General features: G+C 32.5%; 15 protein-coding genes and 1 tRNA gene. 15 read left to right on the forward strand and 1 reads right to left on the reverse strand.

Features of this window, described 5'->3' with window-relative positions; translation table 11 throughout:
* The first annotated feature begins 19 nt into the window (after positions 1–19).
* From NG655_RS06030 to ribB, 4 genes are read left to right on the forward strand one after another with little or no spacing between them, the layout of a single operon-like run.
* A complete protein-coding gene (locus tag NG655_RS06030) occupies positions 20–2,377 on the forward strand; it encodes an FtsK/SpoIIIE family DNA translocase (RefSeq protein ID WP_252158438.1) in 2,358 nt (785 codons plus the stop codon).
* A 16-nt stretch (positions 2,378–2,393) separates the two neighbouring features.
* Complete coding sequence (gene lolA1 / locus NG655_RS06035; protein WP_252158439.1) at positions 2,394–3,023, forward strand: outer membrane lipoprotein periplasmic chaperone LolA1; 630 nt, start codon at positions 2,394–2,396, stop codon at positions 3,021–3,023.
* A 2-nt stretch (positions 3,024–3,025) separates the two neighbouring features.
* On the forward strand, positions 3,026–4,504 hold the full coding sequence (locus NG655_RS06040) for an LptF/LptG family permease (protein ID WP_252158440.1): 1,479 nt from the start codon (positions 3,026–3,028) through the stop codon (positions 4,502–4,504).
* Positions 4,491–5,639 carry a 3,4-dihydroxy-2-butanone-4-phosphate synthase gene (ribB, locus tag NG655_RS06045; RefSeq protein WP_252158441.1) on the forward strand — a complete coding sequence of 383 codons (1,149 nt, stop codon included), beginning with the start codon at positions 4,491–4,493 and terminating at the stop codon, positions 5,637–5,639. The genes NG655_RS06040 and ribB overlap by 14 nt, the downstream gene beginning before the upstream one ends.
* A gap of 1 nt (position 5,640) precedes the next feature.
* On the opposite strand, the gene NG655_RS06050 is transcribed toward ribB, so the two are convergent.
* The gene (locus tag NG655_RS06050; RefSeq protein WP_252158442.1) at positions 5,641–6,393 is read right to left on the reverse strand and encodes a sulfite exporter TauE/SafE family protein; all 753 of its coding nucleotides are present in this window, start codon (positions 6,391–6,393) and stop codon (positions 5,641–5,643) included.
* 106 nt (positions 6,394–6,499) lie between these two features.
* On the opposite strand from NG655_RS06050, the gene NG655_RS06055 reads away from it, so the two are divergent.
* The 11 genes from NG655_RS06055 (at position 6,500) to NG655_RS06105 (ending at position 16,247) form a co-directional block, all read left to right on the forward strand.
* Positions 6,500–6,587 (forward strand) — tRNA-Ser (locus tag NG655_RS06055).
* A gap of 235 nt (positions 6,588–6,822) precedes the next feature.
* Positions 6,823–8,073 (forward strand): site-specific integrase, encoded by a 1,251-nt coding sequence (locus NG655_RS06060; RefSeq protein ID WP_252158443.1) that lies wholly within the window; start codon positions 6,823–6,825, stop codon positions 8,071–8,073.
* 183 nt (positions 8,074–8,256) lie between these two features.
* On the forward strand, positions 8,257–8,520 hold the full coding sequence (locus NG655_RS06065) for a helix-turn-helix domain-containing protein (protein ID WP_035325026.1): 264 nt from the start codon (positions 8,257–8,259) through the stop codon (positions 8,518–8,520).
* On the forward strand, positions 8,520–10,049 hold the full coding sequence (locus NG655_RS06070) for a hypothetical protein (protein ID WP_252158444.1): 1,530 nt from the start codon (positions 8,520–8,522) through the stop codon (positions 10,047–10,049). The genes NG655_RS06065 and NG655_RS06070 overlap by 1 nt, the downstream gene beginning before the upstream one ends.
* A gap of 50 nt (positions 10,050–10,099) precedes the next feature.
* Positions 10,100–10,417 (forward strand): DUF6660 family protein, encoded by a 318-nt coding sequence (locus NG655_RS06075; protein ID WP_252158445.1) that lies wholly within the window; start codon positions 10,100–10,102, stop codon positions 10,415–10,417.
* Positions 10,418–10,466: 49 nt separating this feature from the next.
* Positions 10,467–12,653 (forward strand): TonB-dependent receptor, encoded by a 2,187-nt coding sequence (locus NG655_RS06080; protein ID WP_252158446.1) that lies wholly within the window; start codon positions 10,467–10,469, stop codon positions 12,651–12,653.
* 2 nt (positions 12,654–12,655) lie between these two features.
* Positions 12,656–13,069 carry a Fur family transcriptional regulator gene (locus NG655_RS06085; protein WP_252158447.1) on the forward strand — a complete coding sequence of 138 codons (414 nt, stop codon included), beginning with the start codon at positions 12,656–12,658 and terminating at the stop codon, positions 13,067–13,069.
* 56 nt (positions 13,070–13,125) lie between these two features.
* Positions 13,126–13,488: a DUF3703 domain-containing protein gene (locus NG655_RS06090; protein ID WP_252158448.1), complete on the forward strand. Its 363-nt coding sequence runs from the start codon at positions 13,126–13,128 to the stop codon at positions 13,486–13,488.
* Positions 13,485–14,072: a mercuric transport protein MerTP gene (gene merTP / locus NG655_RS06095; protein WP_133355506.1), complete on the forward strand. Its 588-nt coding sequence runs from the start codon at positions 13,485–13,487 to the stop codon at positions 14,070–14,072. The genes NG655_RS06090 and merTP overlap by 4 nt, the downstream gene beginning before the upstream one ends.
* A gap of 5 nt (positions 14,073–14,077) precedes the next feature.
* The gene (locus NG655_RS06100) at positions 14,078–14,284 is read left to right on the forward strand and encodes a GDCCVxC domain-containing (seleno)protein (RefSeq protein WP_120201171.1); all 207 of its coding nucleotides are present in this window, start codon (positions 14,078–14,080) and stop codon (positions 14,282–14,284) included.
* Positions 14,285–14,294: 10 nt separating this feature from the next.
* Positions 14,295–16,247: a heavy metal translocating P-type ATPase gene (locus tag NG655_RS06105; protein ID WP_252158449.1), complete on the forward strand. Its 1,953-nt coding sequence runs from the start codon at positions 14,295–14,297 to the stop codon at positions 16,245–16,247.
* Positions 16,248–16,286: the final 39 nt, after the last annotated feature.

Consider the following 16,286-nt stretch of genomic DNA (forward strand, 5'->3'; position numbering starts at 1 on the left):
TGTAGGTAAGGTTTTATTTATGACTGCAAAAAAATCTAATTCACCGAGAGTCCCTATTTTTTCCGTTTCTAAGGAAGAAAATAAACGTACCCGCGAAATACTGTTTGGTGGATTTCTAATTTTAAGTAGTATTCTGTTTTTCATAGCATTCACTTCCTATTTCTTTAGTTGGGAACAGGATCAAAGTACTTTAAATGCCCTCGGAGATCGATCTGTTCAATCTTCAAATATCTTATCGAAACTAGGAGCTGCAATAAGTCACTTTTTTATATTTAAACTTTTTGGTTTAGCTGCATATATCATTGTGTATTTGCTATCTATTACTGGATTTATTTTCTTTTTCAATACAAGAAAAGAGAAATTATTAAATCAATGGACATGGGGTCTGTATTACACTTTGTGGTTTGCTTTACTTTTTGGTTATTATTCAAACCTATTTCCTGTACTGAGTGGAGTAATGGGATTTGAAATTACTGATTTTATAACTGATTATATTGGATCTATAGGAACCGGAGTTCTGTTAATTTTTGGGAGTCTTATATACATTGTACTGCATTGGAAAATTACTCCCGAGTTAATTTTATTAAAAATAAAGTCAGATTCAAAAGAAGATTCGGAAATTATAATTAACGAAAATTTCAATAATATTAAAGTTGAAAGTGAAATAATATCTGAGGACACTGCAAAAGAAAGCATTCCCTTAACTGTAGAAAAAACAGTTGAAAATATTGACCCAGAGGCTTCATATTCTTCTGTAGAGGAAACAATAGAAGAGAAAATTATTCCTGAAGAAAATATTGAAATAGAAATCAACGATATCGCCGAAGAAGATCAGGTTGAAAAAAACTTAGCTCAAGAACTTGTTGAAAAATTTGGAGCATATGACCCAACTCTAGAACTAAGTAAATACCAATACCCTACTCTGGATTTATTAAAAGACTATGGAGATGGAAGCATAACCATAAACCAAGAAGAACTTGAAGCAAATAAGAACAAAATTGTAGATACTTTAAAAAATTACAAGATTGGTATTGCTAATATTAAGGCCAATATTGGTCCAACCGTAACACTTTATGAAATTGTACCGGAGGCTGGAATTAGAATCTCCAAAATAAAAAACTTAGAGGACGACATTGCACTGTCTCTTGCAGCGTTAGGTATTCGAATTATTGCGCCTATTCCAGGTAAAGGAACAATTGGAATAGAGGTTCCAAACCAAAACCCAAGTATTGTCTCGATGCGATCCGTAATCGCTTCTCAAAAATTTCAAACCGCTGAAATGGAACTTCCAATTGCATTGGGAAAAACAATCAGTAATGAAACTTTTGTGGTGGACCTAGCGAAAATGCCTCACTTATTAATGGCTGGAGCAACTGGACAAGGTAAATCAGTTGGACTAAATGCAGTTTTAACTTCATTACTCTATAAAAAACATCCAGCAGAAGTTAAATTTGTACTTGTAGACCCAAAGAAAGTAGAGCTTAACATTTACAATAAAATTGAAAGACATTATTTAGCCAAGCTTCCAGATTCTGAGGATGCGATTATAACAGATAATACTAAGGTAATTAATACATTAAATTCACTTTGTATTGAAATGGATAATCGATATGAATTGCTAAAAAATGGAATGTGTCGAAACCTTAAAGAGTACAATGCTAAATTTAAAGCAAGAAAATTAAACCCGGATGAAGGTCATTGTTTTCTTCCTTATATTGTATTAGTTGTTGATGAATTTGCAGATTTAATAATGACAGCAGGAAAAGAGGTTGAAACCCCTATAGCCCGTTTGGCACAATTGGCTCGAGCAATAGGGATTCATTTAATAATAGCAACTCAACGTCCATCTGTCAATGTCATTACTGGAATTATTAAAGCAAATTTTCCAGCTAGAATTGCTTTTCGCGTAACATCGAAAATTGATTCAAGAACAATACTTGATAGCGGTGGTGCAGATCAATTGATTGGTCGTGGGGATATGCTATATACCCAAGGAAATGATCTTACTCGAATACAATGTGCCTTTGTGGACACTCCTGAAGTTGAAAAAATTGTCGAATATATTGGAGCTCAAAAAGCATATCCAGAAGCACATATATTACCCGAATTTGTTGGAGAAGAAAGTACTAAACTTTTAGATAATGATATCAGCGATCGTGATGCACTATTTAGAGAAGCTGCTGAAGTGATTGTAACAGCACAACAAGGTTCGGCCTCCCTATTACAACGAAAACTTAAATTGGGATACAATCGAGCTGGAAGAATAGTTGATCAAATGGAAGCAGCTGGAATTGTCGGGCCCTTTGAAGGAAGTAAGGCGAGACAAGTTTTGATTCCCGATTTGACTTCTTTGGAACAGTTATTGAACAATGAATAATTACAAACAAATGCCTATGCGTTTACTATTTCTATTAATGGGTTTTTCTTTTATTACAATGGCACAAGGTCCAGAACAAGCAAAATATTTATTAAATAAAGTTTCGACAGAAATTAAAACGCACCAAAATTTAAGATTAGAATTTCAATATGTTCTTGAAAATAAAGAAGAACAAATAAGACAAGAAACGGAAGGAAAAGTTACGCTTGCTGGAGATCAATACCTCCTTGAATTTTTAGATGTAATTCAATTATTTGATGGAGAAAAATTACATACCATTGTACCTGAAAACGAAGAAATTACAATAAGCACACCTGACCCAGACGAAGCTATCAGCGTTAATCCTTCAAAATTATTGAGTTTTTATGAAGAAGGATACGACTATCAATGGGATATATCCCAAAGAGTAATGGGCAGAACCATTCAGTTTGTAAAATTAATTCCATCTGAAGAAAATAATGACATCCGATATTTACTATTAGGAATAGACCTTGATAAAAATTCTATTTATAGACTTATTGAAATTGGGAATAACAAAACTACCACTACACTTACCATCTTAAATCAAGAAGAAAACATCAGTTTGCCTAATGACTATTTTGAATTTGACAGTTCTGAATACCCAAATTTTTACATTAATAACTAAAAATGAAAATTTTAGATCGTTATATATTAGTTTCTTACGCTCAACGTTTGTTAAGTGTATTCATGATTCTAATGCTGATTTTTATAATTCAAACCATATGGTTATTCATAGATGAATTTGCTGGAAAAGGAATAGATATTGGAACTATTTTAAAATTTTTAATTTACTACTCCCCAAAACTTGTTCCATTGGTACTTCCCCTTTCTGTTCTTTTAGCTTCCATAATGACCTATGGAACATTTGCAGAGAACTATGAATTTGCTGCGATGAAATCTACAGGTATTTCATTACAAAGAGCAATGTTAGGTTTGATTGTTTTTCATTTTTTCTTAGGAATTGGAAGTTTTTATTTTTCAAATTATGTAATTCCTTACACAGAAGTAAAATCGTTTAACCTTCGAAGAAACCTAGCAAAGCTGAAGCCGGCACTTGCAATAACAGAAGGGATTTTTAATGATATTGGTCAAATGAATATCAAGGTAAGTGATAAGTATGGTAATGAAGGTCGTTTTTTAAAAGATGTAATAATACATGAAAAAACACCAAGTTTAAAAAACAATATCGTCATAAAAGCAGCAACAGGAGAATTAAAAAGCGCCGAAATAGGAGACCAACTTCAACTGGTGCTTTTCGATGGAAATAGATACGAAGAAGTTGATCCAAAAAAAATAGAAGATAAAAAGAGAATACCACACAGTAAAGTTAAGTTTGATCGGTACGTCATGAATATTGATTTGTCTCAGTTCAATAATGTAGACTTATCAAAGGAGGACTACAAAAGTACTTTTAGAATGCAGCAGGTAGAAGAGTTAAATGAAAGCATTGATTCACTTGAAGTTAAATATAAGGATATTAGAGAATCATATGCATCAAATTTTATTAAAACTAATGGAATTGGTTTACTCGAGCACGAACCCAAAGACAGTATACTTAACGACTCCCTTGTAAATTATTTTAAAAATCCTTTACACTTCATGACATCTGAAAAATATTTTAGACACAAACAAGCATTATATTCAATGTCGATGAATGTAAAAGGAGTCATCCAAAGTATAGCAAGTAAGAAAAAAGTATTTTTTTTAAAACAAAAACTAATTAACCTCCATAAAAGTTCATTCCACGACAAATATACTATGGGATTTGGGGTATTCTTTTTGTTTCTAATTGGAGCATCTCTAGGAGCAATTATCAGAAAAGGAGGTTTAGGACTCCCAGTAGTTTTAGCGATAATTATTTTCTTATCGTATCATTATGTAGGGGTATTTGGTAAAAACGCTGCAGAAGATAGTAGCATAAGTCCAATCGTTGGAAATTGGATTTCCGTTTTAATAATTGGAAGTTTAGCAATATACCTAACCAAACAAGCTTCGAGCGATCGAGGAATATCAAACTTAGATAAAGTTACAGTCCCTATTTCTAAGTTTATAAGTACAATGAAAAAAATAAAAATTAAGGAATTATACAGCCATGTCAAAAAATAAATTAGATCATATTTCAGATGCTATAGAAGCAATCAAAAATGGTGAAATCATTATTGTTGTAGATGATGATAACCGAGAAAATGAAGGGGACTTTCTAGCTGCAGCTGAAAAAATAACACCCGAAATGATCAATTTTATGGCAACGCACGGACGTGGATTAATTTGTGCGCCACTAACAGAAAAACGCTGTACCGAACTCAATCTAAACCGAATGGTAGATAACAATACCGATCCTTTAGAAACTGCTTTTACTGTATCTGTAGATTTAAAAGGTAAAGGAGTTACAACGGGGATTTCTGCTAGCGATCGTTCCAAAACCATAGAGGCATTAGTAAACGAAAATACACAACCTAATGAATTATCTAGACCCGGACATATATTTCCATTAATTGCAAAAGAAGGAGGTGTACTTCGTAGAACAGGACATACAGAAGCTGCAATTGATTTTGCTCGTCTGGCAGGATTTAAACCTGCTGGAGTAATTGTTGAAATAATGAATGAAGATGGAACCATGGCTCGTTTACCACAATTGCTCAAAGTTGCAGAAAAATTTAACTTGAAACTAGTTTCTATAGAAGACCTAGTTTCTTACAGAATGCAACACGATAGTTTAATTCTAAAACGTGCAGATACAGAGATACAAACTCGATTTGGAGAATTTAGATTAAGAGCTTACCAACAAACTACAAACAGTCAAGTTCATGTTGCGCTTACAAAAGGAACATGGAATGAAAACGAGGGTGTTTTAACTCGCATTAATTCTTCACAAATTAATAATGATATTTTAGGGATGCTAACCGGATCTAACGACGGTAAAAACTACTTACAGTCCTATTTAGATGATATTTTTGGCCTTATTAATAAAGAGGGTAAAGGAGCAGTAATCTTTATTAATCAAGCACAACAGTCTGAAAATTTATTAGCCAGAATTACAGAACTTACCGAAATACAAGGACAAGGAGAATATCATAAAGTACCTCCTATGAAAATGGATTATAAAGATTTTGGAATTGGAGCTCAAATACTTCATGATTTAAGAATTAACAAACTCAAAGTAATTACAAATTCTTCTCAAGGACCTCGTGTAGGAATAACGGGTTATGGGCTACAAATAATGGAGTATGTAGGTTATTAGTCTAAAAAAACCACAACTTTATAGACATTATTGTTACCATAATTACCATTGCAACTTTAATGACGCCTTCCCCTTTATCAACAGACCATCGACTTGACCACCACGCTCCTAGTGAAGTCCCAATCGCTAACACGAATCCAGAAGACCAATCGACCGTTCCATTGTAAGCAAATAAAGCTAAAGCACCACAGGTGTAAATGAAAACTAAGGAAACTTTAGTTGCGTTGGTCTTAATTAAGGATAACCGATTGACATTATTCAAAAATAAAATAATTACAAATCCTATTCCGGCATTGATAAACCCACCATAAATTCCAATAAAAAAGAAACCAATTATAGCATAAAACAAATACTTTCCTGTAAGTCGCTCTGGCATTTTTAAATCAGTTGCTTTAGGCTTAAAAACGATAATCGCCACAACAATAATCATAATAACTGCCAATAATTTATTAAAGGTCTCCCCTTTAATGTCGACTGCTATTTGTGCTCCAATTAAGGAACCAATCAAGGCAGAAATTCCTAAATATATATTGAATGGAAAGTTTGAAACTCCTTTGGATCGATAGCCTGCAGTACCAATAAGTGCTTGAAAAGCGATACCCACACGATTTGTAGCATTAGCTACATTGGGTGGTAATCCCATAAAAATAAGAACAGGAAGCGTCAATAAAGAACCTCCACCAGCTAAAGTATTGATAACTCCGGCAATCATACCTACTAGAATTAGAAGCCCATATTGAAGTAAATCATTCATTTTCAAGTTTTAAATGAAGATATTAATTTTAGATAAAAAAAAGATATAATATATCGTTTTAAAAATTTTATTAGTTCAAAAAGGAGTGTATATTTGCAACCGCATAGGAGAAATGGCAGAGTGGTCGAATGCGGCAGTCTTGAAAACTGTTGAGGGTCACACCTCCGGGGGTTCGAATCCCTCTTTCTCCGCCAAGATTTATTCAAAATCGACGAAAGTCCTGTAAACTCAATGTTTATGGGACTTTTTATTTTACCCAAAACATCAAAATATGTATTAAACACCATTCTGTTGGTGACCTATTAGGTGACCTTTTTTAAACCTTAATTAGGTCACCTAATTGTTTATAACTGTTTATAAATCAGTATAATATATCAATTAAAAGACCTCGAAATTTTGTAAATTAATGTATAATTAAAGGTCACCAGAATGAACAAAACATTTGGATTATTATTCTACTTAAAAAAGAGTAAAGTAGATGCACGGGGCAAATGCCCTATTTACCTACGTATTACCATAGATGGTAAGCGTACAGAGATTAGTACAAAACGTACCATTGAAATTGAGAAATGGAGCGTTGAAGCCAATAAAGCGATTGGAAGAACAGAAGATATACGAGAACTAAATGCATATTTAGATTCACTTACTACAAAAGTATATCAAAGCCAAAGAGACTTAATGCAAGATAACAAAGAGGTTACTACAGAAACCCTTAAAAACAAGTTTTTAGGTGTTGAGGAAAAACAAAGAACACTTATAAGCATCTTTAAAAATCACAATAGGCAAGTTGAAAAATTAGTAGGTAGAGAGTTTTCGGCAGGAACTTTAGAGCGTTATAAAACGGTATGTAAGCATCTGCAAGAGTTTATGCAACATCAGTATAAAGTAAGTGATATTCCTGTGAACAGAATAGACCACAAGTATATTACAGATTTTGAGTTCTATTTAAAAACCGTTAGAAACTGCGGGCATAATAGTACAATTAAGTATATCAAGAATTTTAAAAAGATAGTACGTATTGCAATAGCCAATGATTGGATTAAAAAAGACCCATTTCTAAATTATAAAGTGCGTTTAAAAGAAGTAGAACGTCAATATCTTTCAGAAGAAGAAATACAAACAATGCTCGAAAAAGAATTACACACCAATCGTTTAGAGCAAGTAAGAGACATTTTTATATTCTGTTGCTTTACAGGTTTAGCATATAGCGACGTTAAGAAGCTCTCAAAAGACAATTTGGTATTTGGTATTGATGGCGATAAATGGATAAAGACAAAGCGTACTAAAACCGATACACGCAGTAACATTCCACTACTTCCAACCGCATTAGAGATTATAAAAAAATACGAGAACCATCCAGAAGCAGTAACAAAGGGCGTTTTGCTTCCTGTATTAAGCAATCAAAAGTCTAATGCCTATTTAAAAGAGATAGCAGACTTGTGTGGTATCAATAAAAACTTAACCACCCATTTAGCTCGTCATACGTTTGCAACTACTGTAACATTGTCTAATGGTGTGCCAATGGAATCTGTAAGCAAAATGTTAGGTCATAAATCACTAAAAACGACACAACATTATGCCAAAATATTGGATAGAAAAGTTAGTGATGATATGGCAATTTTGAAACAAAAGTTTGCTAATAAAAATACTCGACCAAATACCAATAAGATAGCTCAATAACAATTTAATCTAAAAATAGAGATTTATACGTGAAACTACTTGTATTACAGGTAGTTTCTTGTTAAAAAGCTTGCCTATTTCGTTAATAACTGTCAATAATTTTTCATTTAAAAAAGGTGATTTTAATGTATATTGAATGTTAGAAATCAGGTAGTTAATACCTAATAATATTTTTTATACAGAATGACATTTGAAGTAATTACAAAGGATGATTTAAAGACTCTTAAACAGGAAATCATCACAGAACTTAAGACAATTTTAGGAAGCCAAACAGAGCAAAAAAAGTGGTTAAAATCTGCAGACGTACGCGAGCTATTAAATATCTCACCGGGTACGTTGCAGAATTTACGAATCAATGGTACGCTACCCTTTACCAAAATGGGTAAAACAATGTACTATGAGTATGACGATGTAGTTAGAATTTTAACCCAAAACAAGAGTGCTTAATGAGATTATACATACCAGAGAATTTAGACATAGACCAAATTGTTTATGATTACCCACCTAATTTTAAGAAATACAAACACAAAAGAGATAAACTATTATATGTTATTCACTTAATAAATGCGCTTACACTCTACAACAAAGATTTAATGTATGATGACTTTGTATCTATAAGTTCAAAAATCTTACAGGACAAAATCTCTAATTACAAAGAGTACTTAAATTATCTTATCAATGTTGCAAAAATTATTGAAACGGATAATCAATACTTTGTTGGCTCAAAATCAAAAGGGTTTAGGTTAGCTGAAAAATACAGGTGTGAAGTAGCTATTCATACAATAAGCGAACAAACATTTTACAGGAAACTAAAAGTTGAGCGTAATAATAGAATAGCATCGGTAAAACACCTAAACTATCTAACTAAATGGTTTGATGAAAAATTAGAAATTGATATTAATTACGTCAACAAGTTTTTAGCCGAAGAATATGCGTTAAAAAAAGACAACAAATCTTTGTGGCAATCCAAAAAGGTTAATAACTATGGTAAGGTCGAAGTCAAATATAAAAGACCGATTGACCAATTAAATCACGCAAAAATTAGCGCAGAAAAAATAGGTCGTCAAGATTATTATTTGTTGCACGATGATAATGTGTATCGTTTTCATTCCAACCTTACTAATATGCGAAGCGTTATCAGAAATGCAGTAACGTATGATGGCCAAAAATTAATTTCGATTGATATTAAAAATAGCCAACCTTATTTAAGCACCATATTATTGAGTCGCTCGTTCTGGATTGAGCAAAAAAATGAGCCAAATGCACCAAATGAGTTATCAATCACGTTTGACGAGCCCAAAAATCGACCTTTTTATTCTTTTAATGATATAAATGAGAATATTTATAAGATTGATGGTAAGAGTGATGATAGAATGAACATATCACATATCAAAGTACACGATACTGATTCTTACATTATGTTAGGAGATATTGATAAAACCCTTATGAATAATGAGTTTAGTCAGTATATAAATCTTGTGGTGAGTGGTACACTTTACGAGTTTTTAGAACAACAGTTTAGCCAACGATTAGGAGAAACATTTGCAAACCGAAAAGAAGTTAAAACGGCAGTGTTCCAAGTGCTATTTACAGATAATAGATTTTTGGGGCAAGAGGATGCAAAACCAAAGAAGATGTTTAAGGCGATGTTTCCAAACGTTTATGAGGTGTTTAGACAGATTAAGAGTAAAGACAAATCGCTACTTCCAAGATTATTGCAGAGTATTGAGAGTTATTTAATGATTAATGTTATTGCAAAGCGCATATCAATAGAGTATCCAGATGCACCAATATATACAATACACGATAGTATTTCTACAACGGAAGAATATGTGGATGTTGTTGAGGATATAATGAAAGAGGAGTTATCAAAAGCCATAGGTCACGCACCAAAATTAGCACGTGAAGAATGGTGTAAAAGCAATATGGCAAAACATCTTGAAACTATAAAAGAGAAAGCTAAAGTTGTGGCTTAAATAAAATAATTGCACAACCATTGCATCATTAAATTTTTATCTTTGTAATTGTGAAATTTGTAACAGTCATATTATCATTAATAATACTATTGCTTTCAGCAAAGCCTTGTTCTGATGGTCAAAACATAGAAGACCAGCATCAAGACGAAATAAGTGTTAACCACAACCATCAAGAAGATAGCGACGATTCTTGTCCTGTAACTTGTATCTGCAATTGTTGCGGTATGACAATTACTTACGAACCAATCAAGAAATTTGATTTCAAACTCAATATTGAAATTTCAACGGAGTTAAGTTCTACATATCAACCTATTTATAGGTTTAATTTCCTTTCCAACATTTGGCAACCGCCACAAGTAATAAGCTAAAACAACACGATTTTAAATCAATTATTTAGTTAATTACAATTATAATTCAATGAATAAATATTTATTGAGCATAAAGCTCATATTAATACTTTGTCTATCATTACAGGCACAAACAACTGACATACAAATAAAAGTCATCACAGAGGCTGAAAACGAGCCTTTAATGGGTGCTACGGTTTACTTTGAAGCATTAGAAAAAGGTGCTGTAACTAATTTTGATGGTATTGCAGAATTTACAGAAATACCAAACGGTCAGCATCAAATAATAATTTCCTTTTTAGGTTTTGAAACATTTGAGACAACAATTCAAATTCCAAGTAATAATGAATTAGTGTTTAAACTAAAAGAGGGCGGTAATCAATTAGATGCTGTAGTACTGCAATCTACAAGAAGCACAAGAACAGTACGAAAAATACCTACACGCATCGAGTTTATAGGTGCAGAAGAATTAGGAGAAAAAGCAATAATGAACCCTACTAATATTTCTATGGTGCTTCGTGAAAGTACAGGAATACAGATGCAACAAACGTCTTTAAGTAGTGGGAGTACTAATATTCGTATTCAAGGATTGGATGGTAGGTACACGCAATTATTAAGAGATGGGTTTCCTCTTTATGGTGGATTTTCAAGTGGGTTAAGTATTTTACAAATACCACCTTTAGACCTTAAACAGTTTGAAATAATTAAAGGTAGTTCCTCTACACTTTACGGTGGAGGTGCTATTGCAGGATTGGTAAATATGGTATCTAAAACACCAGACGAAGAACCTGCTTTAGACATTATGCTTACGCAGACCCAAGCATTAGGAAGTACAGCTAATGTATTTTATAGCAAACGAAATAAAAAATTTGGTTTTTCACTTTATGGCTCTGGTCATTATCAAAAAGCATACGACCCAGAAGATGATGGTTTTAGCAACCTACCAAATACAACATCAATTTCATTTAATCCTAAATTGTTTTATTACCCATCAGAGAAAACAACACTTTGGTTTGGATTAAACGGTACGTATGATGATAGAATTGGTGGAGATATGACAAAAATTGAAAGTGGAGAAAATGGCATACATCAATATACTGAAGAAAACAATTCAAAACGATTAAGCAGTCAATTGGTATATCAAACACAATTAGATTCCGTTAGTTCATTAGAATTTAAAAATAGTGTCTCTTTTTTCGATAGGAATTTAACCGTTCCGGATTTCAATTTTGATGGTAAGCAAACAAACACGTTTACTGAAATATCTTATAACACAGCTTCAGATAAAACGGATTGGATAGTTGGAGCTAATCTTTATACCTCAAATTTTGATGAAAACGATAATGCACCATTACAGCGAGACCAAAAAGATGTAACCTTTGGTGCATTTGCAAATAATATCTTTGACATATCAGATAATTGGATATTGGAAACTGGATTAAGAGCAGATTATAATACGGATTTCGGTTTCTTTCCACTTCCAAGAATTTCATTACTTTATAAAAACAATAGTGGATTTTCAAGTAGAATTGGTGGAGGTTTAGGGTATAAGATTCCTGATATTTTTACAGAAGAAGCAGAGTATATTAACTTTGAAAATGTGCTTGCAATAGATAAATCTACAGTAGATGCAGAACGTTCTTATGGTGTTAATTTCGATGTGAATTATCAAACACGATTATCGGATGAGATTGGTTTTTCCATAAACCAATTATTCTATGTGACTGCTATTAATGATGGACTGCTTTTAAATTCAACAGATAACGGATTTTTTCAATTTGAAAATGCTTCAGATAAAATATTCAGCAAAGGTTCAGAAACGAACATCAAATTTACATATAAGGATTTTAGATGGTTTTTAAATTATGCATTTATTGATACAAGGCTAAATTATTTAGAAGGCAATCCTCAAAAACCCTTAACAGCAAAACATAATGCAGGTAGTGTTATAATGTACGAATCTAAAAAATGGCGCATAGGTTATGAAACTTATTATACAGGGAAACAGTTCTTGTCTAATGGTACAGAAACTACAGACTTTGTAACTATGGGTTTAATGGTGATGCGTAACTTTAAATTGGGAAGTGTATTTGTAAATTTCGAAAACTTTACAGATAGAAGACAAAGCAGGTTTTCACCTTTGGTTTTACCACCGCACGAAAATCCTGTTTTCCCAGAAATATATGCGCCTACAGATGGTTTTATATTTAGTGTAGGACTTATTATTAAACCATTTGGTAACGAAGACGACGATTAATTATGGAAACAATAGAACAAGTATTAGAATCAAAAAACATACGAGTTACTGCAATGCGTATGTTAATTTATAAGTTCCTAGTTGAGAAGGAGGTTGCAGTAACATTGAGTGATATTGAAAACGCATTTGTAAAAGCAGATAGAACAACACTTTACAGGACTATTAAAACCTTTGAAGAGAAAGTCATTGTTCATCAAATAGACGATGGTACAGGAATTACGAAATATGCGTTATGCGAAGAGGGATGTAATTGTGATATAAAAAACGATTTGCATTTACATTTCCATTGTAATAATTGCAATGAAACCATTTGCCTAACAGAACATAAAATACCACAAATTAAAGTACCTGATGGCTTTGTTTCGGAAAATGTAAACTTGGTTGTAAAAGGTATATGTGATAAGTGTAGTGGATAACAAATGCACTTCCATTGCACTTACTATTAAATTACTTTTATCCAAAATTAGTGGATATGAAGTTTAATACTAAAATACCTAAACATATCAAACAGGCTTATATCGAAGAATTAAAACAATACAGTTTCTGTTTAGAAAATAAGGGGTTTGGTAATGCTTGGTTTCATTTAGAACGCAGTCATATAATAGGACAGTCTTATCCTATAGAACATACCTATTCACATTGGCTAATGCTAAAGTTTGGATTTAGACAAAAAGATACTAAAGAAGTATTCGGTCAAATTATTAGATTGCTTGTTGGTGGTTGGAAATCATTTATAAATCACGTTCCTCTTGGTAATACAGGTGGCGCAAACGTACCACCATTAAAACGTATGCCTATTCCAAATGACATTGAAAAAGTATTAGATATAGAATGAAAAATAAATTAGCGGTTACAAGTATCCTAACAGCAATCACAGCTTCATTGTGTTGCATCACACCAGTTTTGGCATTAATTGCAGGAACAAGTGGTGTAGCTTCAACTTTTTCTTGGATAGAACCATTTAGACCTTACTTAATAGGGCTAACTATATTAGTTCTTCTCTTTGCTTGGTATCAAAAATTAAAACCAGAAAAAGAAATCGACTGTGAATGTGAAACGGATAAAAAACCAAAATTTATTCAGTCAAAAACCTTTTTAGGAGTTGTAACAGTATTCGCAATAGTGATGTTGGCATTTCCATACTACTCAAGTATGTTTTATCCAAATTCAGAGAAACAAATTGTTGTCGTTGATAAATCAAATATCAAAACAACAGAGTATAAAATAAGTGGAATGACTTGTCCCAGTTGTGAAGCTCACGTAAACCACGAAGTAAATAAACTTAACGGAATTGTGAACTCAAAAACATCATACAAGAATGGTAACGCAATCATTGAGTATGACCAAACTAAAACTAATGAATTAGAAATTGAGAAAGCAATTAATTCTACAGGTTATAAAGTAACTGATAAAAATTAAAATTGATGCAAACTATATTAAAATCTGAAATCACTTGCCCAACCTGTGGTCATAAAAAGGAAGAAGATATGCCAACAAATGCCTGTCAATTCTTTTATGAATGTGAGAAATGTAAAACAGTTTTAAAACCAAACAAAGGAGATTGTTGTGTGTATTGTTCTTATGGTACAGTTCCTTGTCCACCAATTCAACAAAACAAAAGTTGTTGTTAAAACTAACTTGATGAAAAAAAAGAAAATCAATTTAAAAGATTTAAAACCAAATTCAGAAGCACAACATTCTCACGATGATGGTCATAATCACGGTAATGGAAGTGCATTCAAAACATACATTCCTGCTATCATAAGTTTTGTTATGTTAATGGTAGGTATCGCTGTAGATTATTTTGATGCGATTCCTCAATTTCAAGGATGGATTCGAGTAGTTTGGTACACTTTAGCATATATTCCAGTTGGATTTCCTGTAATTAAAGAAGGTTGGAAAAGTCTTATAAAAGGCGATGTTTTTACCGAGTTCTTTTTAATGTCTATTGCCACCATTGGTGCGTTTATCATTGGTGAATATCCTGAAGGTGTGGCAGTAATGCTATTTTATGCAGTAGGAGAATTATTTCAAAACGCAGCAGTTAATAGAGCAAAAGGAAATATTAAAGCCTTATTAGATGTTCGACCAAAAGAAGCCAATGTATTTCGTGATGGTGATTATGTTAGTGTGTCGCCAGAAGCTGTAAATATTGGTGAAAAAATACAAATTCGAGTAGGTGAGAAAATACCGTTAGATGGGATTTTATTATCCGAAAAAGCATCTCTAAACACCGCAGCGTTAACAGGCGAGAGCAAACCAGATTCCATTCAGAAAGAAGCAAAGGTTTACGCAGGTAGTATCAATTTAGAAAGCGTTATTGAAGTTGAGGTAACTAATAAGTTTGAAGATAGTTCTATTGCCAGAATATTAGAATTGGTTCAAAATGCTACTGCACGTAAATCTAAAACAGAATTATTCATTAGACAGTTTGCTCATATCTACACGCCAATTGTAGTATTCTTGGCTATTGGTGTTATTTTTATACCTTACTTTTTTGTAAATGATTATGTGTTTAGAGATTGGCTATATAGAGCATTAATATTCTTGGTAATCTCTTGTCCGTGCGCATTGGTAATTTCAATCCCTTTAGGATATTTTGGTGGTTTAGGTGTAGCTTCAAAGAATGGTATTTTATTTAAAGGGGCTTCATTTTTAGATGCTATGACCAAAATAAATACATTGGTAATGGATAAAACAGGGACAGTTACCAAAGGGGTCTTTAAAATCAAGGAAATAAAAACTATTGGTTGGGTTGAATCTGATTTTATGAAGTATTTAATGGCTATGGAAGAACAATCCACGCATCCAATAGCTAAAGCCATAATGGTATATAATGGAACTGAAAATAGCTATGAAGCAAAAGAAGTTTCTGAAATTGCTGGTAAAGGATTAAAAGGTATTGTAAACGGTAAAACAGTTTTAGTTGGAAATAATGCCTTAATGACCGCTAATAATATAAAAGTACCAAATGAAACTGAATCAATTGTAGAATCTATAGTTTTAGTTGCAATAGATAATAAGTTTGCAGGTTATGTAGTTATAGCGGATGAATTAAAAGAGGATGCAAAAGAAACAATTACAGATTTACATAAAGTAGGTATTAAAAATATTATGATGCTTTCTGGTGATAAAGATTCTATAACTCAACAAGTCGCTAAAGAGTTGAATATTGAAAATGCTAAAGGTGGTTTACTACCAGAAGATAAATTAAACGAAGTTGAATCTTTAAAGAAGAATCCTGAAAATAAAGTAGCTTTTATAGGTGATGGTATTAACGATGCACCTGTTTTAGCAGTGAGTAACGTTGGTATTGCGATGGGTGGTTTAGGTAGTGATGTAGCTATTGAAACAGCAGATGTCATCATTCAAACAGACCAACCTTCAAAAGTCGTGAGAGCGATTAAAATAAGTCGTTCCACACGAAAAATCGTTTGGCAGAATATCATTTTAGCTTTTGGTATTAAAGTCATTGTCTTGATATTAGGAGCAGGTGGTTTAGCCACAATGTGGGAAGCAGTTTTTGCAGATGTAGGAGTAGCATTATTAGCAATTTTAAATGCTGTTAGATTACAACGAATGAGATGGAGTTAGCCATTAAACTTCTGTTAAACAAAATGAACATTTGTTAAA

This window comes from Candidatus Arcticimaribacter forsetii (genome assembly GCF_910589745.1).
In the GTDB taxonomy this organism is placed as follows: domain Bacteria; phylum Bacteroidota; class Bacteroidia; order Flavobacteriales; family Flavobacteriaceae; genus Arcticimaribacter; species Arcticimaribacter forsetii.